Below are 22,749 nucleotides of genomic sequence, written 5' to 3' on the forward strand. Positions count from 1 at the left end.
CATGTCGCCTGAACGTATCATCGAGATTACCCCCGAAGCACCGGCCCTTATCACGTCGCTGAGAGGCCTGGGTTACTCGACTGAAACGGCGCTCGCCGATCTGATCGACAACAGCATCACCGCGCAGGCGCGCTCCATCGAGATTGACCTCCAATGGAATGACGGAACGCCAGTCGTCGCAATTCTCGACGACGGCAAAGGCATAGATGAAAAGCGCCTCGCCCAGGCACTGAAACTCGGCGGACAGGGACCCGACAGTCCCCGTGAGGCATCCGATCTCGGCCGGTTCGGCATGGGGCTCAAGACCGCCTCCCTCTCGCAGTGTCGTCGAATGACCGTCATCACCAAGGCCGACGCGACCCTTAGTGCCATCACACTTGATGTCGACACGATCGCCACGCGTGGCTGGATAGCGATCGTACCCGATCCGCTTCCGACACGTCCGTTCGTGGCGGAACTCGCGCAGCGCCCGTCCGGCACCCTCATCATCTGGGACCGGGTCGACGAACTGAGCGGTCTCGCGGGCCTCCAGAAAGAAGCCTTCTACCTGCGCATCGAAGAAATCCGCGCACATCTCGGCATGGTCTTTCACCGCTTCATCAGCGGTGATGCGTCGCGCCTTTCAATCACGCTCAACGGACGCGCAATCAAGGCGTGGGACCCCTTCCAGACAACACACCCCTCAACGCAGGAGATGCCCTCCGAACGCATTCGCCACGCGGGGGCGTCGTTCACTGTCAAACCCTATGTGCTTCCGCACCGTGACCGTTTCGAAAACGATCGGGACTATGAACTCGCAGGCGGCCCCGGTGGCTGGGGCGCCCGGCAGGGCTTTTACGTTTATCGCGGCAAGCGCCTGCTTGTCGCAGGCAGCTGGCTCGGTCTCGGCGGCGTTCGAACCTGGACGCGCGACGAAGCGAGCCGCCTCGCTCGCATCGAAGTCGACCTGCCCACCGGGCTTGATCGCGACTGGCGAATTGATGTGCGCAAGTCCCAGGCGCGTCCGCCCGGCGCACTACGTGCCCGATTGACTGCCATCGCAGGACGCTCCCGCGAAGAAGCTCGAGAAGTGTTCGCTTTCCGCGGCCGGGGTCCCCACCATCACGGCACGCGCCACGATGTACCCGCAGTCTGGCTGGCTGTGCCGAGCGCCAAAGGCATTCAGTACCGCATCAATCGGGATCATCCCGTTGTTGTCGCATGTCGTGCGGCCGCGACCGGCGGATTGCGCCCGCTTAACGCCGTACTGTCGATCATCGAGCGCAGCGTTCCCGTGGAACGCATCTGGCTCGACGTGTCGGAATCTGAAGGGGCCGAAGTCCCTACCCTTGACGCCGACGATATTGCACAGCTGACGGAACAACTCGTCGAACTCGGCAAGGCTCTGCCTGCCAGCATGACGACAGACCAGCGCATCGATGCACTTCTACTCAATCTTCCGGGAGACCTGACACAGCTGCGAACGGAACTGACAAGAAGACTGGGGGGTACGCATGGCTGATGTTGTCGAGGCTCTCGCTCTGAGAGCGCGGAAAATTCTGCAGATTCAAAAGGACGTTGGCGACGAGATCACGCGCGAAAGCATCGCGAAGATCATCGGCCTGGATGCGCCCATCTTCAGCCTGACCACGAAGCAGATCATCTCCCCCGAACAGCTTGAGGCGGCAACGCGCTTGCTCTGGACTATCTTCGTCACAGAACAAGGGCCAGCGCTCTCGCTGATCGACACATTACGACCGGCCGCCTGGTATGTCGGCGAGCGACGCCAGCCGGGAGATTTCATGCGGCGCTACCTCAACAAGCTTGAGGAAGACGGATGGCCAGAAGAATCCATTCTGCAGCTGCAGGACAGCACTGCGAGAATCCTCGAAGTAATGGACGATCCCAAGCGGCCCGGCAGCTGGGACTGGCGCGGTCTTGTCGTGGGCGACGTGCAATCAGGAAAGACCGCCAGCTATGCTGGCGTCGTCAACCGCGCTGCAGACGCCGGCTACCGGATCATCATCGTCCTCGCCGGCATGCACAAGATTCTGCGCCTGCAGACGCAGAAGCGCTTCGACAACGACTTCCTGGGTTACGATACCAATCCGAGGACCCGACAGCCCAACCAGCCGATGCGCATCATTGGCGTCGGTAATTTCAATGCGCAGCTGACAGTCGACAGCCTGACGATGGCTGACCCGAACGGAGACTTCAATCAGCGCATCGCCGACCAGCTCAGCTTCTCTCCCGTCAACCAGCCTTGTGTGTTCGTCGTCAAGAAGAACGCGAAGGTGCTGGAAAACCTCAACGGCTGGATTTCGCGTCTGCCGGGGCCTGCGAAGGCCGCCCCAGTCCTCGTCATCGACGATGAATCCGACCAGGCGTCAGTCGATACGGGCGACCAGCCGCTCCTCGAAGACGGGACGTTCAAGGAAGAATACGAGCCCAAACGGGTCAACGGTGAAATCCGTCGCCTGCTGATGTCCTTCGAGCGCCGCGTCTACGTGGGTTACACGGCAACGCCGTTTGCAAACATTTTCATCCATGACGAACGATCGGCGAAGAATTTCGGCCCTGACCTCTTCCCCTCGACCTTCATCGTTTCGCTCACGCCGCCCGATGACTATTTCGGCCCAGCCGCGGTCTTCGGTACAAACGATGATGCGGACAACCCTGGCCTGCCTCTTGTCCGGCCGCTTGAGCAGACCGAAGAAAACTGGATACCGGAAAAGCACGACAAGACGCTCAAGCCCCTGTTCAACGGCCAGGATGTCATTCCGAAAAGCCTGGAAAGGGCAATCGATGCCTTCCTGCTCACCTGCGCGGCACGCGCCGCCAGAGGGCAGGAAACCGAACACAACTCGATGCTTGTGCATGTGTCGCGATACGTCGACGTTCATTCCGAGGTTCACCGACAGGTAGAAAAGTACCTTTTCGAAGCTCGCGCCATGATTTCAAACGGCGACTGCGAAACACTCCAGCGCCTCAAGTCGGTGTGGGAACTCGACTACCTGCCGACGACCGAAAAAGTCAGAACAACGGTCTATGGGCGTAATACATTGCCCGTGACCTGGGAACAGGTTCTGACCGAGCTTCCGGAAAGCTCGGACAAGATCCAGGTCATCACCGCCAACGGCAAGACGAAGGCCGACATTGACTACGATGCCTACAAGAAGACTGGCTACTCCGTCATCGCCGTGGGCGGTGACAAGCTCTCTCGGGGACTTACGCTCGAAGGGCTCTCAGTCAGCTATTTCCTGCGCATTTCGCGCCAGTATGACAGCCTTCTGCAGATGGGACGCTGGTTCGGCTATCGCCGCGGGTTCGCCGATCTGTGTCGGCTCTTCACGACTTCAGACATGGAAGACTGGTTCCGGTACGTAGCGACCGCGCAGAAGGAACTGCGGGGCCAGTTCTATGAGATGTCCATCACGAACGCGACGCCGAAGCAATTCGGCCTCAAGGTCGCGGTGCATGACATTCTCGAAGTCACCGCGAAGAACAAGCAGCGTCACGCCGAGCTTCACCAGAGCAGCTACGCCGGTGAGGGCAAGGTCCAGACGGTCATGTTCCAGGACGCAACGACTATTGAGCGCAACGCCTCAGTGACCGATGACTTCCTCGTCGCACTCGGTGCCGGAACGGACAATCCACGCCGTCCGGGACCGGGTGACAAGAGGGCCTCGGGCACACTGTGGACGGGCATTTCGGGCCAGGACATTGCTGCCTACCTGAGAAACCTGACCTTCCCCCCGGAAAGCCAGCAAGTCGATGGCAAGAAGCTGGCGACCTACATCAGCGATCAGCTGGCGATGAACCCCGCCGAGCTTACCGACTGGACTGTCTACCTTGCCACTGGCGATGAAGAGCCCGTTGATCTCGGTGACCGCCGCATCAAGTGCATCCTGCGTTCACCCCGGGAATCCAGAAACGGCAAGCCCATGCCAGGCGACCGTTTCATCATCGGCACCGCCCTCAGCCCGCTTGATCAGGCCATCGATCTTACCGATGAGGAATTCGATTCTGCGCTGACCATGACCAACAACGAACGGCTGACACGCACCAAGCTCCCGACGGATGTCCCCTCTGGTGAATTCATCCGCAAAGCCCGCGGTGCGCGGCCGCAGAACGGCCTGCTGATCATCTATCCCATCGATCCCGTAAAGGCAGAGGTCGAGAAGACTGAACGCCCCGTAATCAGCGTCGTTGTCAGCTTCCCGGATAGTGATGCGGCCGACAAACGCGTGTATCTGATCAACAGCGTCCGTCAGCGCGAGGTCTCATGACCGGCTGGCTTGTCGCACTGAACAAAGCCTGGGATACGCTCGCAAAAAGCGCGCCAGTTTCGCGTCAGTATCGTTCCAAATTGATTTCGACTGAGGTTCCTCTCGATGTCCTGGCCGCAATGCGAGCCACCGACAATGCACCGTGCCTGATGCTGCAGACGGAACTGCGTCCGGATGCGCTCTTCGAACTCGGCGGCATGCGCCTCAGCCTCATGCCCGACACGACGGGCATATTCCTGGTGCTTTCGCTCGAAGACAGTTCCAGACGCGATCTCTTCGCAACAATCTGTGCCGACGTGGTCAGTGCTGCAGCACTGGCAAACCGCAATGATGCACTGGATCAGTTTCTCGCACGCCTGGAAGCTTGGCGACAGTTCCTCCGCGATCGACGCCACGGTCTCTCAAAACCCGAAACCGTGGGCCTGATCGGAGAACTCATCATTCTCGATCAGATACTCACATCCCACGCTAACGGCCTCTCGACCTGGCAAGCGCCCAATGACGGATTGCATGACTTCGTAGCCCAAGGCCATGCTCTGGAAATCAAGACGGGGCTTGGACCTTCATCGACGATTACAATTTCCGCTCTGGACCAGCTTGATGCCTCCGGCCTCAGCCGCCTCGATCTCATGCATGTCAGGCTGATTGAGTCCCCGGAAGGAAAGCCCCTGCGGGATTTCATCTCCGATGTCTCAGCCCGTCTGCCGAATGATACAGGGCGCCGTGCCTTCGAGAATGCGCTTCTCAGTCGTGGCCTGATGCCCGATGACGATGTTGCGCGCGCCGTGCCCAGGGTTCAGCTCCGCGCCATCGAAAGTTACCAGGTCCAGGAGAACTTCCCGCGCCTGATCCGTGCAAATCTTCCCGTCGCCATTACCGACGCCACCTACTCGCTCGAAGTGCGAGCCATCGCAGGCTTTGCCACCGATACGGCCTTCGTCCTTGAAGCGTTCGTTCAAGGAGACCCCGCATGACAGATGATGTAGTAGCGGCATTTTCACAAGAAATCGTCGCCGAGGTCGACGAAGGCCTCACGACTGACGCACCCTTCTCCCAGGAGGTGTTCACTCGTCTCGTCCTTGAACGACTGGAAGATGCCGGGCACCTTGAATCGACGTTTCCGCTCTACCAGGAAGGCCGCGTTAGAAACGCGCTCTATCGGATCGATGGCTACGCCTTTGACGAAGAGCGCTCGCGCCTTGACCTGTTCACGACCATCTACAGCGGCGAGCTTCCCGCAGCAAAGCTGCCGACTGCCGATGTGACAAAGGCCATCGAGCGCGCGCTTCGTTTCGTCAGCGCGTGCGTTAACGGCTTGGCAAAGGACCTGGAGCCGTCAAACACAGACGCAAGTGATCTGGCCCGCCTGATCGAAACGCAGGCCAAGGACCTGGCCGTCATTCGCGTGGTCCTGCTTACCGATGGCATCGTCGGCAGTCTGGCCAGCTCAGCGCGGTGGCGGGATCGCGAAGTCCTGTTCGAGGCATATGACATCGTCAGGCTTCAGCGCGTCCTCGGTGAAGGCGAAACGCGGGCCGATATCGCGGTGGACCTGGTGGCACTTACCGGCGACGGCGTTTCCTGTCTCCATGTGCCCAGCCATGACGGCGGCTATGACGCGTACCTTGCAGTTCTACCCGGTGAGGCCCTTTCAAAAATCTATGAGCGCTACGGTGTCCGCCTGCTCGAACTCAACGTCCGGGCATTTCTCGGCCTTCAGGGCAGGAAGAGCGTCAACGCCGAGCTGCGCCGCACGATCGTCGAACAGCCGTCCATGTTCCTCGCCTTCAATAACGGGATCGTGGCAACAGTCGATGATCTCGAACTCGCCGACAACGGCGCTGGCGGAACAGAAATCACATCCTTGAAAGGACTTCAGATCGTGAATGGCGGCCAGACGACGGCCTCCCTTCACCGCGCGCGCCGCAAGGAAAGTCTCAGCCTCGACAACGTCTCGGTTCCCATCAAGATCATCAAGGTGGGCGGTGCCGACCTCGGCGAAATGGTCTCCTCCATTTCCCGGGCCGCCAACCGCCAGAACACCGTGCAACTCGCCGATTTCTCGGCAAACGATCCTTTCCACCAGAACATCGAGACGATCGCTAACAATACGTGGCTCGACGACGGCAAAGGCCGCTGGTTCTATGAGCGGGCTCGCGGCTCCTACATCGCAGCCGAGCAGAAGGCGGCGTACCGCAAGACGGAACAGCAGGCCTTCCGCACGCAGACGCCCAAGAACAGGCGTCTCAGCAAGCTGGACGTTGCCCGCTATCTCGCCGCGTGGGGTGGACTTCCATACCGGGTCTGCCTTGGCGGCCAGAAGAACTTCCAGCACTTCATGCAGCGACTCAAGGATGAGCCTCAGGGGGCCATCGGCGACGCATGGTTCAAAAAGCTGGTTGCACTGGCGGTTCTCTACCGCGCGACCGAGAAGAAGGTCCGAAGCATGAAGTTTCCGGCCTACGGAGCGCAGATCACAGCGTATGTCGTGGCCGGTCTCTCCCACAGAACTGGAGGCAGGATCGACTTCAACCGCCTGTGGTCTCGCCAAGCCATCAGCCCGGAGCTGGAGCAGCTCATTGAAACCTGGGCCCCGCAGATGGATATCGCCATGCGCACGTCCGCCGGTCAGAAGAACCCCAGCGAGTGGTACAAGAAGGACGAATGCTGGCAGGAAATTCAGAAGCAGCTTCCGCCTCTGAGCGACCCGCTTCCTCCAGAGCTATCCTATGCCTCGGTGAGCGCCGAAGATTGTCCTATGATCGCACCGGTGGGCACGACGCATTCCGTCGCGGACTACGACCGCATAGCTCTGTGCATGAAGCTCAACGGTGCGATCTGGCTCGATGTGGCGGAGAAAGGTCAGAAGGCCGGTGTGGTACACTACCGCGTGGCCGCGATCTGCCGAACACTCGCCAGCTATGCGGCTGGCGGCTGGGGGCAGAAGCCTTCACCGAAGCAGGCAAAGCCGGCACTTGAAGCTGCGCTCGCTGTCGACCGCGCGGGGATTGTAGCAACCGGCCTTACCGAGCCGACCGCCGAAGCCAGTTAGGCTTCTTTCGGAAATTCCTCTTCGAGCCATGTCTTGACGGCGGGCACACTGCCTCGGCCATTCCTTCGCAGCAGCTCAACGATGTCCTTGGCAGATAGGACCAGGATCGGGTGCTGATCTTCCTTGATCTCCTTGTACGCCTGGAGGTCAACGCATGACGTGGTGACCAGAACACCGAACTGCCGGTGCCTCAGACGGGAAATCAGCCGGGACATGTCCTTTACTCCGACAGCGGTCGGCGGCGAGTAGCACTTCGCCTCTAGGGCGAAGTCCACAAGGATACCGCTCGGACCGGTACCGACACGCAGCTGGCCTACAGCATCTCGACCTCCGTCACGCGATGGTCGCGTTACGTCCAGGCCCGCGATGTCTGGAATCATCAGTCGCGCAAGTGCAGCGGCACAATGCTCAAAGGCGTGGGGACGGCCCTTGAAATGCTCGCGGACAGCGCCGATCAAGGCTTGGCCGTCCTTGTCATCAGGCAGCTGCTCCGCTCGCGAACGGTACTCCAGGGTACGACCTGCGATCAGTGCCTTGCGCTTGCCTGTCTTGCGCCAGGTCTTCCAGGCATCGGGAGCAAGCCCGTGATTCGGCTGTCCCGCAATTATGCCGTCGATCCATGCGCGCGACATCTGTGCCGCATCGAGAACAGTGAGGCGCGCCCGATAGTTCTGGAATCTGCTGCCCTTGACGTTGCGCCAGATCGCGACCAGTTCCTCAGAGGCATCAAGATCGCTGGCGCCGGGCACCGCCAATCCGAGAAATCTGACATCGCGCGATACGCCCGCGCTTGAAAAAGGAAGATCGGCGGGACAACGCCTCGTCCTTCGGTGCCCGCTCGAGAATCTTCGAAGATCGTCTTCAGGATCAGGTTGCCGTCGCGCCCGGTGTCGTGCAGCTCGCGCCCCGGCTTCTTATTATCGCCGTAGTAGGTAAAGATGCCCGTCTCGGTATCAAGATCGTCAGGCCAGTCCGCATCGTTCATGCTCGTCATCAGCACGAGCATCTCCAGCTTGCCCTTCACCTTGCCGCGGTAGCGAAAACCGCCATAACTGTCGACGCGCATGAGCGTTGGGAGCGGATCATCGCCCGCATTGCCTTTGCGGCTGCCCTGGTAGATTGCGTCTACATGCAGATCGGAACTGGATAGCTGATCAACTGGAACGACTTTCACGATTCCCCCTGAAGCGATTTTGGGGGCATTTGCTGCTGAAGTCGAGACGAAGGCCTTGTTGTATTGTCATAACCAATAATGGCGTTTGCTTCGGACGGACCCTCATGAACGGAGGCATTCGGTATCCGCCATCCGGTGTCCATCCCTGGCGTGTTGGCGACGCAGACCTGGAAGCCTAACCTGAAAGCGTCGTCATGACGACGGCGGATTGCGTGGCCGCTGCGCTCAACAGTCTGGATCAGCAAGAGCCTGTTACAGCTCCATCGCTCCACAAGCGCTCTTGCGCGAACACGAAGCTGGCTATCATTGAAGGGCAGCTCTTGGGAAGCAGCAGCGCAACCACCAAGGTCTGAAATTGGGCGCAGAGCTGCCATTCGCGTGGGCGCAGGAGAAGCGGCTGCCGTTGCCTGCGCCTTATGGCACTAGCCGTTGCCGATGATCTTGTTGGCGAGGGCAACGCCATCTGCCATTAGAAAAATGGTCAGAGCTAAAGAGATGCGGAGCATCAGGTAGCTCATCGTAGCATCCTCCTTTGGAACGCTAGCAGAAAATGTAGGTATCTTAGCGAACCGTGCAAGTGTCACCGTGGCCAGGGGTTACTCGTACAATCCCCAGTTCCGCTGGGGGTCGTTCCGGCGGTTGTCGGCCTCCGGCGGCACTTTCTCGATTAACCGCTTCTGGCCGTCACTGGCCGTCCATGAGAACGAAACCCGCCATCCTGTCGTCTTGCCGGAATTGCTCGAATACCCGGCGAGGCTCTTGGTCACCGAGATTCCTGCGAGGACGAGAGTGCCTTCCCCCGCGCCCTTGGCTGCGAAGAACACGCGGTCAAGAAGTTGGTAGTTGCTGAGGTCCGCTTCCCTGAGGACCGACGGATCGCGGACGGCTCGCTCCAGGCGTTGCCGCTCCGCGATCTCCTCACGAAGTCGGGGAGCTTCGGCCAGATAGGATTCGGCTTCCGGTACTGCGGAAGGCCGAAGCGAGGCTTTCTGCATTGGCAGCTTGCCGGCCCTGTAAGCCTCGACGATTGCGGTCGCCGCGTCGGGGCCGACCTCCAGCACCGTGTCGAAGACGTTGAGATCCCGCATCCGGATATCCTTGCGCTGCTCACGGGTCAGAAGCGATCCCTCGAGGATTAGATGGCGGGCCTTCAATGGCTTGATGCCGGGGAGGAGATTTAGAAAGACTGTAAGGCTGAGCATCGGGTTTCCTGGTTTCGGGGGCTTGATCGTGCGAGAACGACCACGGTCTCAACCGCCTGATCGCGATTTGCAAGGTCGTCAGCTTACGCAGCAGACAGAATCCCTGTCGCGACAGCATATCTGGGTTCGTCGTCTCACATGCCTCAGATCGTGATGCGCCGCCAAGCCCCTCAACTTCTTGATAAGATCATCCATCGCGAGAACGAAATCTTTCCGCTCTCGCACCACGCTCAAGGACCTCGGCGACCCGCGGCAAGCATCTTCACTGCTTAGGTACGTCATATCCCGCGTAGACGCGGTTGACGTGTGGCGAAACAGCGAGAGCAAATTCTCGAGCCATCGCCTGTTCATTGCTTATCGGCCGCCGCATGTGCGCTGCCAATTCTTAGAGTTTGGACTGACGATCGACGCGTGTGAATTTCTTTGCTTTGGTTCCAGTTCGACTCAATCCGGCTGCGGCTTCGCGCTTATGCTACGGCCTATGCCTCCAGCTTTCGCTTCCGCGTCATAACGATATCGGCTATGCCCTCATTCGGGGCAGGTGGCGCTGGTTCCTTCGCGCCTGGTGAAAGGTTGAGGCGAAAGACATAGCGCTTGTGGGAGATGGGGGCAGCATGCTGTATTTCGCGTACGGGTCCAACATGGATCCGACCCAGATGGCGGAGCGCTGCGAGAAGGCCGAGGCAGCCGGCATCGCAGTCCTGCGAGATCACGAGCTCTGCTTTCCACGTCTGTCCAAGAGACGGAAATGCGGTGTCTCCTCGATCATCTCGAGTGCTGGCAAGGATACGTGGGGTGCGATCTACAAGCTGAATGCCGAGGATGCCAAGAAACTCGATGGTTTCGAAGGATTCAGGGCGGGGTGCGAGCCCTCTTTGAACGCCTACAATCGAGTCGAGATCTCCGTTGTTATTGACCAAGTGGCGACCATCGTCAGCACCTATATCGCAACTCCTCAAGAAAGGCCGCCGCTGCCGAACGCCGCCTATCTGAAGCACATCTGCGACGGAGCCCGGCATCACAAGCTGCCAGCCGATTATATCGCTATGCTGGATCTCTTGGCCAGCGAGCGGCGCTCCGCTTGACCCACATCTTCGGCGCAAAATACATGTGTCACGCCTTGAGAATTGGATGGTTTCATCGCTCGGCATGTTGCTCTTGCCAACTGTGGACAGGAGAAATGCGCGTTTCAATTTTCTCTGCTACGCAAGTAGACAATACTGAAAGCTCAGAGTTCAACAGCGCATGATTGGAATTGATCTGTTCGCGGGTGGTGGCGGAATGACGCTGGGTGCCAGGCAATCGGGCATCGATGTCCGGGCCGCGGTCGAGCGCCATCCATCCGCTTGCCTGACCTACCAGGCGAACCACCCGGACGCGACGGTGCTGAACTCTGATATCGCTAAGGTGGCGACGATCGAGGTCGGCAAACGCGATGAGCCATTGGTTTTGTTCGGCGGCCCGCCTTGTCAAGGATTCTCTACCTCTAACCAGCGGACTCGCCACGCTGAAAACCCGAAAAACTGGCTGTTCCGCGAGTTCCTCCGGCTGGTCGAAACCTTGCGACCGGAATGGGTCGTGTTTGAGAACGTTGCCGGAATCCTTCAGACAGACGGGGGGCGTTTTGCTGAATCTTTCCGACAGCATCTCAAGGACCTCGGATTTCATGTGGAGCATGGGGTGCTGAATGCCGTCGATTTTGGGTGCCCACAGCGCCGCTCGCGTTACATCGTAATAGCGTCGCTAAACGTCGAACCACAGTTCCCGACACCGAGCGTCATCGCAGAGCCGCCCACCCTGTGGGACGCGATCGGAGACCTGCCGGGGCTCGAGAACGGAGCGATGGACGAAATCTTGGCGTATGCTGTCGAGCCGCTTTCGGAGTACGCGAAAAGCCTGCGAGGCGACCAGCAAGATTGTTCGGGTCATCTGGTGAGCCGGAATGCTGACTCCATCGTGGCCCGCTATGCCTACATACCCCAAGGCGGCAACTGGCGCGATGTTCCCGGCATGATGAGGGACCCCGTCACCGACCGACGTCGATATCATTCGGGCATTTACAAGCGCCTCGTGAAAGACGCGCCCTCGGTGGTCATAGGGAACTTCCGGAAAAACATGCTGATACATCCGACGCAAGACCGAGGACTATCCGTCCGCGAAGCCGCAAGGCTGCAGTCGTTTCCGGATTCCTATCGGTTCTGCGGGTCCATCGGCCAGCAACAGCAGCAAGTCGGGAACGCAGTCCCTCCCGTACTTGCTCGGGCCGTATTCGACGCTGTGGTGGCCTCGTCGGCGCAGGCGGGAGGTCGGTAACATGGCCGAACTGATCAGCACAGCGGCACCTCTCGAAGAACTCCTGAAAGGGTATTCGGAGACAAGTGCGAACAAATTTCCGCGCCGCGGCGGGAAGTATTTCGAACATTACGTTTCGATAAAGCAGCGCCTTGCTGATAAGTACTATGCGGTTGCAGGGGCAGGCCTGGCGCAGAAAGGCGATAGATTCACCAAGCATGACATCAGCCATGTCGACGACGTCATCACCGCTGCCGGGCAGATGCTCGGCTTTGGGTGTGAGAGCAATGCCCCAGCGTACGGATCGCTGGAGCCTTACGAAGTGTTTGTGCTTCTGCTTGCGATCCTTCTGCATGACGCAGGAAATGCAATCCGTCGGAAAGGTCACGAACAACAGGCCTTGGAAATTCTGAGAGACGTTTCGAACGGTGCCGGTCTGAGCCCCTTCGAGAATCGGATTATCGCAACGATCGCCCAGGCCCACGGCGGGGAATTGTCGGATGGAAACCAGGATACCATCACTGGTTTGCTGAACGATCCGGAACCGAGCATCCAAGGTTTCAAGGTCCATGCTTGGCGGTTGGCGGCGCTCCTTCGGTTGGCTGACGAATTGAGCGAGAATTACAATCGTGCAGACGAAGTCGCGATTGAAAATCCTGAAACGCCCGATCTGTCGTTGCTCGCCAACTATTACTGCTTTTGTATCAATTCCCGCATCGACTATATAGGCAAGTCGATACATCTCCGTTTTGACGTGGAACGTGGCCTGCTGCCGAGAGTGTTCAAGATTCCCGCAGCCAAGGATCAAATCGAAGAGGTGATGTTCGTCGACTACATCGCCCGTCGGTTAGAGAAGTGCGAGCGTGAGCGACGCTACTGCAACCGTTTTCTGGCCGGGTTTGCCAGCTTCGATCGGATACGGGTGAAGTTAGTGATAATGGATGGCGACAGGGAGATAGACATTGTAGCCGTTGACCTCGAGGAGGTTGGCTATCCCTCCCTGACGAGAGCCGTCAAGGAGCTGCAGCCTCAATTTGACGCTTACATGTTGCGCGACAAGCATCGTACAGCGGTAAAGCTGGAGTCGGTCTCATGAGCGGAAATCCGTTTGGTGTTCAGAACCCGGAGCATGTGGACGCCGAGTATATCGCAAGAAATTTCGTGGAGGTACTCACCGAATTTCCACGTCTAAAGGAGCGTGGAAACACCTTTATCCATGGTGCCAGAGGAACAGGAAAGAGCATGCTCCTGCGGAGCCTTGAGCCCCGCGTCATGATACTGCGTGAGGAAAATGCCACGGTTCTCAAGGATCTTCCGTTTCTTGCTGTCCATGTACCACTGAGAACCGCAGATTTCGGAGCGCCTGAGATCAACAGATATAAGGGCTATGCCGCGAACGCGATCGGCGAGCACCTCTTGGCAATGCACATCATGCTCAGGATTGCGGAACTGCTCGACAGCTTCTCGAATGAAGTATCATCGAGCTCGGCGGCCGGCTTTTTGAAGCGCTTCGAAGAACTCTTTAGGATTGCAGGTGGCTCGATTGATGCGGAATTGTCGGGATCGGAGGACGGCGAATCCGAGTTCCGTCGGATCGCGAGAACCTGTGAGAAAGACATCTTCGTAGTTCGCCAGTATCTGGTGCGAGGGTCGTTCCGACAGAGCGAGGCGGAGTACGAAGGAGCACTTACTGGCTTCCTCGATTTCCTAGTGCCGCTTGCTCGTGAAGTGAGGCGGCTCGAAGGCCTGCCGAAGGTCCCTTTGTTCGTGATGCTGGATGATGCCGATAATCTGCCGATTCCGATGCAGCGGGTTCTGAACTCGTGGGTGTCGACACGCAGTACAGGCGACATCTGCCTGAAGGTCACGACACAGCTGGCATATGCAACCATGCGAACGGTCGACAACAGGATTATCGAGAGCCCGCACGACTATGCCGAGGTAAATCTGAGTGCGGTCTACACGGCTTCACACGATGCCTACAGCGGCCGGGTTGAACAGATCGTAACAAAGCGTCTTCGGAACGCCGGCATCGACGTTCCAGTCGAAATGTTTTTTCCTCACGATGTCGACCAAGAAGAGCGTCTTAAGGAAATCGCTACGGAAATTGCCGCAGAACACGCGGCGCGAAAAGCCGAGGGCGAGGGCTGGATTGGTCCCGCCCGGCCGCGTGATGAGGTCCGACGCTACTCGGTCCCCACGTTCATGCGCGAGATTGCTGGATCCTCCCGTTCGGCCCATACCTTCAGCTACGCTGGATTTCGGTCGCTAGTGGACCTGTCATCGGGAGTCGTGCGTTGGTTCCTTGAACCAGCGAGCAGAATGTACGACCGAGTGGTCAGTGAAGGTGTGAATCCTATAACCGCGATTCCGGTCGCGATGCAGGATGCAGTGATCAAGGACTGGTCGGCGGAATTCTTGGAGCCGCTGACCCGGCAGTCCGCTGATATAGCCGAAACCCAGACTGACTTGAGCGAAGGGCTGGAAAGCCTGCACGCCTACGGACATGAGACCTTGCTTTATGAAAAGTTGCGAAATCTGATTGAAGGCCTCGGAAGGCTGTATCGAGGAAAGCTGCTCGATGCGAAGGCTCGAGAGCAGAGGGTGTTCTCAGTGGTTCTCCGCGACCGTCCCGGAACTGAGCTCGAACGCGTTCTTCATCTTGGTGTGCGCCTCGGGTATCTGCAGAGATCCGACAATGCCGCCAAAGAAGCTCTTGGCGGACGACGCCCACGCTTCATTCTGGCGCGGCGCCTCGGTCCCCACTACAAATTGGACATCTCAGGCTATGCAGCGCATCTTTCGATCATGTCGAGTGATCTTGAGCTTGCGATGCGCGATCCCGCCGATTTTGTGAAGAGCCGTCTCAAACAGGACGATGCGGTCGGCAGCCAGTATTCGCTTGATCTTGATGGGGACCGACTTGAGCATTCTGGTATCTGATCTGGCCGCCAGGCTGTGGGAGCGACCCCGGCCATTGGTGGCGCGCCTCAGCTTCGAAGAGAGGTCGGCTGTCGTAGCTTGTGCTGCGCCTAAGGGCAGCAAAGGACTCATGTTCGTGTCGGAAGGCCGTAGCGATCTGGCTCAAGTCAAAGTCGATGAAGTGGTCGCGCTGCATCCCGATGTCATGTTGGTAGATCTCCGGACCCTGAACCCGCTTGCCACGGCAGATGCGATCAACCGAGCGATGGGCACGGTAAGTTTGAATGATGCGGTGATCGACGTGACCTCCTTCCGTCGCGAAGAGCTTCTCATGCTCCTGGAGGTTCTTCGCACTATAGACCCCGGAAGGCGGAAAAACTGCCAGCTGGTCTATGTAAGTGCGGGAGACATGGCTGATCCGCTGTCAGGATCGGTCACGCAATGCCGATCGGTCGTCGGTTACGCGGGCGCGATTTGGCCATCTCGGCCGACCCGGCTGGTCGTACTGATGGGCTTCGAAATTCCAAGGGCTCGCGCGATCATAGAAACCTATGAGCCTAAGCACTTGATCCTGGGACTGGGTCGCAAATCTGAGTCAATCAACGAGAGGCTTTTCGAGAAGAACGCGGCGTTTTTCCAAGAGCTTCGGTCTAACTATGCCAACGTGGAATCCACCTTTGAGTTCTCGGCTCGTGATCCCTTGGCAGTGGCTGACGAGCTTGAAAAAGCGATACCGAGTTCCGAAAAGTCCAACGTCGTGCTGGCACCTCTACATACCAAACTTTCGACCATCGGTGTCGGACTGTTTGCTCAAAAGCATCGCAACGTCCAAGTCTGTTACGCGGAGGTCGGTGCCTACAATGAGGTGTCCTACTCTACGGTAGGTTCCAACGCCTACGTGCTCTCGCTCTCACAGCTATTTGGCGAAAGCATCTGAACCGTTCCGCCCCGCAATTACTTGGCGATGTCTCCGAGCTGCAGAACTGAGGCAACTTCCTGCCATTCCCGGGCGGTCAGCCCGCTGTCCTGCTGGGTGACGCCCTCGCCCGCGATCATCCTGCGGACAGCCTTTACGGCCGAAGCTGAGAGCTGAACCGCCCCCAGGCGGTACTCCAAAAATGCTGCATGGGCCAGCGGAACCCATGCAGCCATAATGTCCATCATGATGTCCGCATATGCTCGGATCTCGTATTGGGCATGCGCATCTGCCCTCAGGCGCAGGAAATTCATGAGATTGTGTAAGTCGGTCTTCCAGTACCACTGGGTGTAAAAGTTCAACGACAGGTTCATTCGCGCTAGTTCGCGCGCCAAGCCTGATCGGTCAGCGTCATGGCCAGAATTCGACGCGTCGTTCAGCATGGTCATGTAGTCGTCGTAGGCCTGCTCGGCATCGCGGCGCAGTAACGCCAGCACTTCTGCGGCCTCATCTCCCTGTAAGACAGCGCCCCGGCCCTGTCTGTTCGAAGTCGACTGAGCAGCCAGATGCTCCGGCTCCGGGATGTAGAATTCCTTGTCGAGCACCGAATAGCGGGCTGAATACTCGTTTACGCTCGCCGTCCGGTGACGAATCCATTGCCGCGCGACGAAGATCGGCAGCTTCACATGAAACTTGATCTCCGCCATCTCGAACGGTGTCGTGTGCCAATGGCGCAGCAGGTAGTTGATAAGTCCGGCATCCTCCTGAACCCGCTTCGTGCCGCGACCGTAGGAAACGCGCGCAGCCTGCACGATCGCGTCGTCGTTGCCCATATAGTCAACGACGCGGATCACGCCGTGGTTAAGGACGGGAAACGCCTTGTGCAGCAAATGCTCGAGGCCGGGAGACACAGGGCGGAGAGTGCTGGATGAAGTCGAGCGTAGCGACTCGATCTCGGCCGTCTGGTCTGCGGTCAACTTGGCCAAATTTCGCCTCCTGCAAAAGCAAGCCTCCCTTATCGCGGGCAGGCCAGCAGATGAAAGGGGCGTTGTGACATATGCTGAAAGAAAGTCGCTCGAGACTCGATGACCTCGAAGGAGTTTTCGTCGATAGACCCATAACGCCCCGGTCATTCCAGGCGAGTTTGACAAAATTCGTCCCGCTTGGCGATCTCGGCCAGGGGAGCGGACTGGCATCCTCCGATGGCAGATCGAGAACCTTGGTTCGCCATTCCCGAAGCGACTTTGTTTTGAATCGGGCCCCCGTCCGACGAGATCCGCCTGCCTCCCGCTCAGACCTAACGAAGCGCGGTTGTAAACTTTCTGCAAAAACTTTACAACCGCTTGAATCCTGCTGACTTGAATTGTACGGTTGTACATAAATTGCGAAAAATGTACAACCGGAGATTCTTGCATGAAAGAGATCGATCTCGTTTACAGAACCATGTTCGCCGAACTCGATCAGCGGACCTTCGACGCTGCCTTTACCTCCGACTTTTCGCCTGACGGGCTTTTCGTGAAGCAGAAGGCAAAAAACCTGGAGTTCTGGTATTTCCAGACTGAAGTCGACGGAAAGCCCTTCAGGAAATACGTCGGCCCGTGTTCCGACGAAGAGATAAACAGCCGGGTTGCGAAGTTCAACGAGCTAAAGAATGACCTTAAGAGCCGCCGCAAACTGGTTTCGACTTTGGTCAGAAACGCCTACTTGCCTTCCCCGGAGCGGTTTACAGGCGACGTTGTGGAAGCGCTTTCGAATGTTGGCCTGTTCAGGCTCAGGGCCGTTTTAGTCGGGACCGTCGCCTATCAGTGCTATTCAGGCCTCCTCGGAGTCCGTCTCCCTTCGACGGCCATGCAGACCGGCGATGCCGATTTCGCCCAGTTCCATTCTATTTCCGCCGCCGTCGAAGACAGCCTTCCCCCGATATTGGAAGTTCTCAAGAAGATCGATCCGACGTTTCGCGACATCCCGCACCAATCGGATGGCAGGTCCAGCACCCAGTTCGAAAATGCGAAAAAGTTCAAGGTCGAGTTTTTGACTCCAAACACAGGAAGCGACGAATATTCAGGTCGCGCCACAAAAATGCCAGCGCTCGGCGGGGCCGCAGCCCAGCCCCTCAGGTTCCTCGACTTCCTCATTCGGGATCCGGTGCGCACTGTTATGCTCCACAAAAGCGGTGTCCCCGTTGTGGTCCCTGCACCGGAGAGGTATGCGGTCCACAAGCTGATCGTTAGTTCACGGCGACGGAACGATGCTTCCGGCTACACCAAGCGAGAAAAAGATACGGCGCAGGCTGTATCTCTCTTCGAAGCCTTGGTTCAAACCCGACGCCACGGAGACCTCGGAATGGTTTTCGCGGAAGCATGGAGTCGCGGCCCTTCCTGGCGCGAAGGAATAACCGCCGGCCTGTCTTACGTCGGGGAGAACAAGCGCAGCCTTATGGAAGATGGACTTCGGCAAGGCTTGATCGAGATTGGCGAATCTCCAGAGGACTTCGGACTGACAGGCGGCCTGCCTAAGCCATAGATGGCCAACCTGTCGACTATGTGACGGGACCGGAAACCACGTCGTCGTCGAACGCGGTCCGTCGCCTCGGCTCGGCCCTTCTGGTGCGGGCAGCTATCGTGCTTACGAAGGGGGAAGACGCTCGGGTTCGAGTGCCTGGCCCGTCAGTGCGATCGCATCGTCGAAATTCATGTCGACGCACACCTTGGGCTTGGCGCAGACATCGTCTTCGCCTGCTGGATCGAAACTTGGGGACGGTCACCCGAAGCCCTGCTTATTGGCGGAGTGCTCATAACCGAAATCTCGGTTAGCGCCTTCAACCCGATGGGTTTCCAGCATCGTCGTCGCCTAGTCGCGCGGGTCCGCCACGCGCAACAAAGCGCGAGTGAGCAGTTCGGCACTGTTTCATTGGCTGGAGGCAAAGGTAGCGCGTCGGCTGTGGTGCCAAGGCGAGGTCTCCTTACGTTTCTCGGCTCCCAGCAGATCTATGCCAACGACATGGTGACCACGGGCCCAATGTAGTCGGGCCCGGTGTCGCCCCCGACCTTGGAACGCAAGGAAACTTTCGTTGAATTCCGATTTCACTTAATGGGAAGTAAATATTTCCATACATAAAACTACACATGGATAACTTCAGCATGATTCTTGGACATTGATCCGTGTATCAACTTGATAACGGTTGACGCCGTGTCTGCTTTAGACCAACGTTTTTACGAGGCATTGCGGGGCGTGTGCATGCCAGCCGTATCATAAACAATATATTCGATGCAGTCGTCGAAAGCGATGACAAGAAAGGGCAAGAAATGCAAGCGCAGGTGGACGACACGCTGATGGTGCGCGGGGTCGATTTCCCGGCCGAACACCGCTTCAAAGTCCGCAGCGAGAGTCTCGTCGCGAAGTTTGATGAGGAGACATGGCAAGACGGCAGTGTAGGCTACTGGACTGTCTACCGCATCCGGGTGGGCGGGCAACTCGACAAGAAAGGCTTAGTGGGGGTTCCCTCCTGGTCTTTCGATTCGAGCGAGGGAGTGCGAGCATTCGTGCGTGCCGAACTCTACCAACATGATATCAATCCCTACGATTACTTCTGAGGTCGAAACCGAGACCTTGGCTACGCTTTTAAATCCATCCACGCGACGGTTCCGACGGCGGAGCCAACCCGGTTGTGTTCGTCGATGCCTTCGAGTCGGTGATTCCGGCGACGGACGGGTGCTGTGAACCGATTTCAAGCGCGGTAGAGCATGCGAGAAGTCAGCGTGCTGCCAGTACCACGATCACTAACGACCTCAAGAAATCGGATCGGTGCGTACAGCGTTGTGCCAGATCTCCAAGGCACCGCGCGGAAGCAGCGCCTCGACCGGCGCGATATCAAAAGCGACACCGCGACCGACCGCCTGGAAGTCGGATGCCTGCATTCCGCACCACAGCAACGCCAGGTCGCGGTCCGCCGTGCAAAGTTGCACGATCTCGCCGGGAAATCGCGCAAATAGATGGATGAGGATCTCGAGCGACCGCAGATCTGAAAGAGCGTTGTATGCGTTCTCACTTGAGTAGCCGGGTCGCAAGTTCAACAGTGTGAAGGTAGGGCTGCACCCGTTCGGTACCGCAATCGAACTTGCGATCGCGAGAACCAGCAAAGATTTTCGTGATACGTCGAACCGGTCTGCTGCCTCAAACACAGCCGCGATGCGGGCCGCGACGTTTTTGCGACTAGTCGGTGCACAAAGCGTTGGCGCAAGCTCAAGTAACATGGCATTTTTTCGGTGGAAGCTCGCGCGGGTGTCTTCGATCAGGCCGAGCGCTCCTTCCAGACTCTTGGTTCCCACGACGATTTCGGCCTTGGGCAAGGCCCGTCTCAGCTTCTTGACCGCTTCGTCGATCTGCGCTTTGGCCTCATCGGGATCGGGGATTCGACGGCTGTTGCCCTCGAGAGCGCAGAGCATCGGATTGATGCGGATGGGGCTGTCTTCGAACAGGTCGAGGAAATCAGGCTCGCGGCCCTTCTTCACGCCGCCCTCAAACCGGCTCACGATTTCGGTTACGACATTACGGTCGACCAGAATTATGGAGTCGGCCTTGATCGTTGCCAGCGCCGACGGCAGCCATCCGCCTTCCACAAGCCCGATCGCTCGCGAGGTGAAACGGCTCTCAAGAGTGGTACTGACGTGGACCACCGTGCCCGGATCGATGCCGTTGAAATCGGTGTGAAGGATTTCCCCGTTGTACATATCGAGCTGGATCGTAATTGGCAGATTGGAGGACGCGGCTACAAGTTCCGCGTAGCTCCGCGGCTGAATATCGACGCCAGCGAAGCTGATCGTTCTGCCGGGACCGCCATTGGGCCCATCGCTCTCTTTGAATAGGAACGTTCCGCCGGCACTAGGAGCTGCTTCGACATCCGAAGTCATGAATATTCAGTTCCGTGTGTTGCTGAAAGCTCCGCTCCTCGCCTGATCGTATCAGCATGCAGGTCAAAAACGCCATTTGGAACAGGTATCGGAAAATCGGCGGCAGGTTCAAGCCGTCGCTACTTCGGCGGCCGCTCCACAGCGGTGCCTGACGACTGATCGAAGGGGGCTGCGGCCGACGGCCTCTATTTTCAGCCCGGAGTTAGTTTAATCTGCTTGCCAGTGTACTCACGCCACAGTCCGAGCCGCTTGATCCGGTATTCTACCAGTTCGGACGATGTACCAAACTTCCCGGCAATTTGGCCCGACGAGAGGTTCTGGGACACGGCTTTAATAACGGCGGCTCTTGGCAGCAGGGATGCGGAGGCGAGATAGTAGGCATCGTGCTCTTCGGTCGCGTCGTAGGTTCGGCCGAACGCCTCGGCCACCTTGCTAATTTTGGTGAGCTTATGCCCCAGCAGGATGTGCCAATACTCTTCGAGCACGGTGACACGCTGGCGCTCCACAGTGTGGCTATCGTTCAGAAGGACGGCCCACCGATCATTTTCCAAATCCAGCGGCACGCTCATCGCTGACCATTCGACGCTAGCACTGCTCTTCAGGTGCTTGACGGTTCGCGCGTCGACGTAATTATTCTTGGACAGTGGGACGATAGCGATGTCCTCAACCTCAAGACGAAGGCTATCGAGGGGCGCATCTTTTTCCAAGCCAAGGTCCGCGCGGAACCGCTCTGCAGTCTCCTCTAGCTCCTCCTTCGAGAGCGCCACGGCGTCATGGTTCGCGATTTCGCTTTCATCACCGACGGAACTTACGCTTCCCAACGATTGGCGAAGGCAGTCGGCAGCCTGCAAAAGCATTCGAACTGTGCCAGACTGAACGTTTCGTCCAGCACGAAAATGGACCAACGCCACGTTGTCGAATCTAAGGCCGGCCTCTTCTGCATACAGGCCGAGCCATTGAAGCAGTCGAATCTTGGAATTGTTATCTGGCTGACCCTCGCCCCGCTCGATCCGGGCAAGCGTGGAAAAGCTCACTCCCACGGCGGTCGATAAGCCGCGGATACTCAGCCCTTCGGCCTCGCGCTTCTTCTTTACGGCTTGGACTAACTTTTCTTCGAATGAAAGCATCTTGCCTGTGCGAATGACACGCCTTGACACGGCAACGCAGATGGGCGCAGCCTGTGCGGGTGACACAGACTCGCACATCACCGATTCCAAGGGAAGTCGCTTTGGCGCCGGCGACCGAATCTTTGTTGCGGCAGATCGGCGCGGCCCTGAACACGAACGGGTCACTCCGGGTGCATACGGATGGTGTGATCTCCGTTGATCACGAAACGAAAAAGGAAAGTGCAGATGAACGACAAAGAGAGAGAAGACCCGCAGCCCGACCACGGCAAAGGACCGCCCGACGGCAAGGGCCGCCCGGTGGATCACGGCCGTCCAGTCCCGCATCACGGGTCGGCCGCGACCTTCAGCAAGCCTACGAAAGCCAATTGAGACTCGTCGGCGAGGCGTATCCGACATTGGCGACATACCCCGACAAAGACGGCCTGTGGCTTCTCGTCAAAAGCTCGATCCTCCCGGGCTTGACGCGAGAAGCCACTTTTCTTGTAGCGCTACCCTATCAGCCAGGACCTGGCCCCCGGGCGTGGGGATTCTGGACCGAGACCGACAATCCGCCCAGGTGGATCGGTCCCCGCCACACCAACTTCCAGGACGGTACGGTTTGCGCCTTCGCGCCTAACGACGGAGCATGGACCGACGGCGGCGATCTCCGGACCCTGCTCGACCTCTATACTGTATGGGCAGCGCGGCAATTGTTTCTTGAGATTTCCGGATTGTGGCCCGGCAAGCAGTATGCGCTGATTGGGAGTCCGCTTGCCCTGCAGGTCCACTATCGCCTCAGCGAGTGCAGAGACGATGAGCTGTGCGGCTGCGGGTCGGAAACCTTGCCGTACGCGGACTGTTGCAAGCCCGGGGACTTGAAGTGGAACCGCCTACAACTCATCGAAGA

General features: G+C 58.3%; 17 protein-coding genes and 1 pseudogene. 12 read left to right on the forward strand and 6 right to left on the reverse strand.

Annotated features, from left to right (window positions below):
• The first annotated feature begins 1 nt into the window (after position 1).
• Genes AC56QX_RS08090 through AC56QX_RS08105 form a run of 4 tightly spaced genes read left to right on the forward strand, consistent with a single transcriptional unit; the run spans position 2 to position 7,320 of the window.
• Entirely contained in the window at positions 2-1,501 is a 1,500-nt protein-coding gene (locus AC56QX_RS08090) for an ATP-binding protein (protein ID WP_497115080.1), read from the forward strand.
• Positions 1,494-4,268, forward strand: coding sequence for a Z1 domain-containing protein (locus tag AC56QX_RS08095; protein WP_497115082.1), 2,775 nt, complete (start codon positions 1,494-1,496; stop codon positions 4,266-4,268). Before AC56QX_RS08090 ends, AC56QX_RS08095 begins: the two co-directional genes overlap by 8 nt.
• Positions 4,265-5,242, forward strand: coding sequence for a PD-(D/E)XK motif protein (locus AC56QX_RS08100; protein ID WP_497115083.1), 978 nt, complete (start codon positions 4,265-4,267; stop codon positions 5,240-5,242). Before AC56QX_RS08095 ends, AC56QX_RS08100 begins: the two co-directional genes overlap by 4 nt.
• Positions 5,239-7,320 (forward strand): AIPR family protein, encoded by a 2,082-nt coding sequence (locus AC56QX_RS08105; RefSeq protein ID WP_497115085.1) that lies wholly within the window; start codon positions 5,239-5,241, stop codon positions 7,318-7,320. The genes AC56QX_RS08100 and AC56QX_RS08105 overlap by 4 nt, the downstream gene beginning before the upstream one ends.
• Here the strand turns inward: AC56QX_RS08105 and AC56QX_RS08110 are convergent.
• The 3 genes and pseudogenes from AC56QX_RS08110 to AC56QX_RS08120 all read right to left on the reverse strand — a co-directional run bounded on the left by AC56QX_RS08110 (position 7,317) and on the right by AC56QX_RS08120 (position 9,696).
• Positions 7,317-7,700: a restriction endonuclease gene (locus tag AC56QX_RS08110; protein WP_497117712.1), complete on the reverse strand. Its 384-nt coding sequence runs from the start codon at positions 7,698-7,700 to the stop codon at positions 7,317-7,319. The genes AC56QX_RS08105 and AC56QX_RS08110 overlap by 4 nt on opposite strands.
• Positions 7,701-7,901: 201 nt before the next feature.
• Positions 7,902-8,494: pseudogene (locus tag AC56QX_RS08115) on the reverse strand (hypothetical protein); the annotation flags it as partial.
• 596 nt (positions 8,495-9,090) lie between these two features.
• Entirely contained in the window at positions 9,091-9,696 is a 606-nt protein-coding gene (locus AC56QX_RS08120) for a hypothetical protein (protein ID WP_497115087.1), read from the reverse strand.
• Between the two features lie 614 nt (positions 9,697-10,310).
• On the opposite strand from AC56QX_RS08120, the gene AC56QX_RS08125 reads away from it, so the two are divergent.
• The 5 genes from AC56QX_RS08125 (at position 10,311) to AC56QX_RS08145 (ending at position 15,847) form a co-directional block, all read left to right on the forward strand.
• Entirely contained in the window at positions 10,311-10,781 is a 471-nt protein-coding gene (locus AC56QX_RS08125; RefSeq protein WP_497115088.1) for a gamma-glutamylcyclotransferase family protein, read from the forward strand.
• Between the two features lie 160 nt (positions 10,782-10,941).
• Positions 10,942-12,009 (forward strand): DNA cytosine methyltransferase, encoded by a 1,068-nt coding sequence (locus tag AC56QX_RS08130; protein WP_497115090.1) that lies wholly within the window; start codon positions 10,942-10,944, stop codon positions 12,007-12,009.
• A gap of 1 nt (position 12,010) precedes the next feature.
• Entirely contained in the window at positions 12,011-13,084 is a 1,074-nt protein-coding gene (locus tag AC56QX_RS08135) for an HD domain-containing protein (protein WP_497115092.1), read from the forward strand.
• Positions 13,081-14,931: an ORC-CDC6 family AAA ATPase gene (locus AC56QX_RS08140; protein WP_497115093.1), complete on the forward strand. Its 1,851-nt coding sequence runs from the start codon at positions 13,081-13,083 to the stop codon at positions 14,929-14,931. Before AC56QX_RS08135 ends, AC56QX_RS08140 begins: the two co-directional genes overlap by 4 nt.
• Positions 14,912-15,847, forward strand: a complete 936-nt coding sequence (locus AC56QX_RS08145; protein WP_497115095.1) for a hypothetical protein — start codon at positions 14,912-14,914, stop codon at positions 15,845-15,847. The genes AC56QX_RS08140 and AC56QX_RS08145 overlap by 20 nt, the downstream gene beginning before the upstream one ends.
• A gap of 17 nt (positions 15,848-15,864) precedes the next feature.
• Here the strand turns inward: AC56QX_RS08145 and thyX are convergent, their stop codons facing one another.
• Positions 15,865-16,812, reverse strand: coding sequence for an FAD-dependent thymidylate synthase (gene thyX / locus AC56QX_RS08150; protein WP_497115096.1), 948 nt, complete (start codon positions 16,810-16,812; stop codon positions 15,865-15,867).
• Between the two features lie 427 nt (positions 16,813-17,239).
• Between thyX and AC56QX_RS08155 the strand changes: the two genes are divergently transcribed.
• A complete protein-coding gene (locus AC56QX_RS08155) occupies positions 17,240-18,349 on the forward strand; it encodes a nucleotidyltransferase family protein (protein ID WP_497115097.1) in 1,110 nt (369 codons plus the stop codon).
• Positions 18,350-19,059: 710 nt separating this feature from the next.
• Positions 19,060-19,419 carry a hypothetical protein gene (locus AC56QX_RS08160; protein ID WP_497115099.1) on the forward strand — a complete coding sequence of 120 codons (360 nt, stop codon included), beginning with the start codon at positions 19,060-19,062 and terminating at the stop codon, positions 19,417-19,419.
• 195 nt (positions 19,420-19,614) lie between these two features.
• Here the strand turns inward: AC56QX_RS08160 and AC56QX_RS08165 are convergent, their stop codons facing one another.
• Positions 19,615-20,736 carry a hypothetical protein gene (locus tag AC56QX_RS08165; protein ID WP_497115100.1) on the reverse strand — a complete coding sequence of 374 codons (1,122 nt, stop codon included), beginning with the start codon at positions 20,734-20,736 and terminating at the stop codon, positions 19,615-19,617.
• A gap of 191 nt (positions 20,737-20,927) precedes the next feature.
• The gene (locus tag AC56QX_RS08170) at positions 20,928-21,863 is read right to left on the reverse strand and encodes an XRE family transcriptional regulator (protein WP_497115102.1); all 936 of its coding nucleotides are present in this window, start codon (positions 21,861-21,863) and stop codon (positions 20,928-20,930) included.
• A gap of 225 nt (positions 21,864-22,088) precedes the next feature.
• Between AC56QX_RS08170 and AC56QX_RS08175 the strand changes: the two genes are divergently transcribed.
• Positions 22,089-22,232 (forward strand): hypothetical protein, encoded by a 144-nt coding sequence (locus AC56QX_RS08175; RefSeq protein WP_497115104.1) that lies wholly within the window; start codon positions 22,089-22,091, stop codon positions 22,230-22,232.
• Positions 22,233-22,749 lie beyond the last annotated feature (517 nt).

The sequence above is a fragment of the Mesorhizobium sp. RCAM 06353 genome (assembly GCF_059683585.1).

Coding starts and splice junctions, on each gene's coding strand:
- AC56QX_RS08155 (WP_497115097.1), top strand. CDS start 17,240: ATGAAAGAGATCGATCTCGTTTACAGAACCATGTTCGCCGAACTCGAT.
- AC56QX_RS08100 (WP_497115083.1), top strand. CDS start 4,265: ATGACCGGCTGGCTTGTCGCACTGAACAAAGCCTGGGATACGCTCGCA.
- AC56QX_RS08090 (WP_497115080.1), top strand. CDS start 2: ATGTCGCCTGAACGTATCATCGAGATTACCCCCGAAGCACCGGCCCTT.
- AC56QX_RS08125 (WP_497115088.1), top strand. CDS start 10,311: ATGCTGTATTTCGCGTACGGGTCCAACATGGATCCGACCCAGATGGCG.
- AC56QX_RS08175 (WP_497115104.1), top strand. CDS start 22,089: ATGAACGACAAAGAGAGAGAAGACCCGCAGCCCGACCACGGCAAAGGA.
- AC56QX_RS08120 (WP_497115087.1), bottom strand. CDS start 9,696: ATGCTCAGCCTTACAGTCTTTCTAAATCTCCTCCCCGGCATCAAGCCA.
- AC56QX_RS08135 (WP_497115092.1), top strand. CDS start 12,011: ATGGCCGAACTGATCAGCACAGCGGCACCTCTCGAAGAACTCCTGAAA.
- AC56QX_RS08105 (WP_497115085.1), top strand. CDS start 5,239: ATGACAGATGATGTAGTAGCGGCATTTTCACAAGAAATCGTCGCCGAG.
- AC56QX_RS08140 (WP_497115093.1), top strand. CDS start 13,081: ATGAGCGGAAATCCGTTTGGTGTTCAGAACCCGGAGCATGTGGACGCC.
- AC56QX_RS08170 (WP_497115102.1), bottom strand. CDS start 21,863: ATGCTTTCATTCGAAGAAAAGTTAGTCCAAGCCGTAAAGAAGAAGCGC.
- AC56QX_RS08110 (WP_497117712.1), bottom strand. CDS start 7,700: ATGATTCCAGACATCGCGGGCCTGGACGTAACGCGACCATCGCGTGAC.
- AC56QX_RS08095 (WP_497115082.1), top strand. CDS start 1,494: ATGGCTGATGTTGTCGAGGCTCTCGCTCTGAGAGCGCGGAAAATTCTG.
- AC56QX_RS08130 (WP_497115090.1), top strand. CDS start 10,942: ATGATTGGAATTGATCTGTTCGCGGGTGGTGGCGGAATGACGCTGGGT.
- AC56QX_RS08165 (WP_497115100.1), bottom strand. CDS start 20,736: ATGACTTCGGATGTCGAAGCAGCTCCTAGTGCCGGCGGAACGTTCCTA.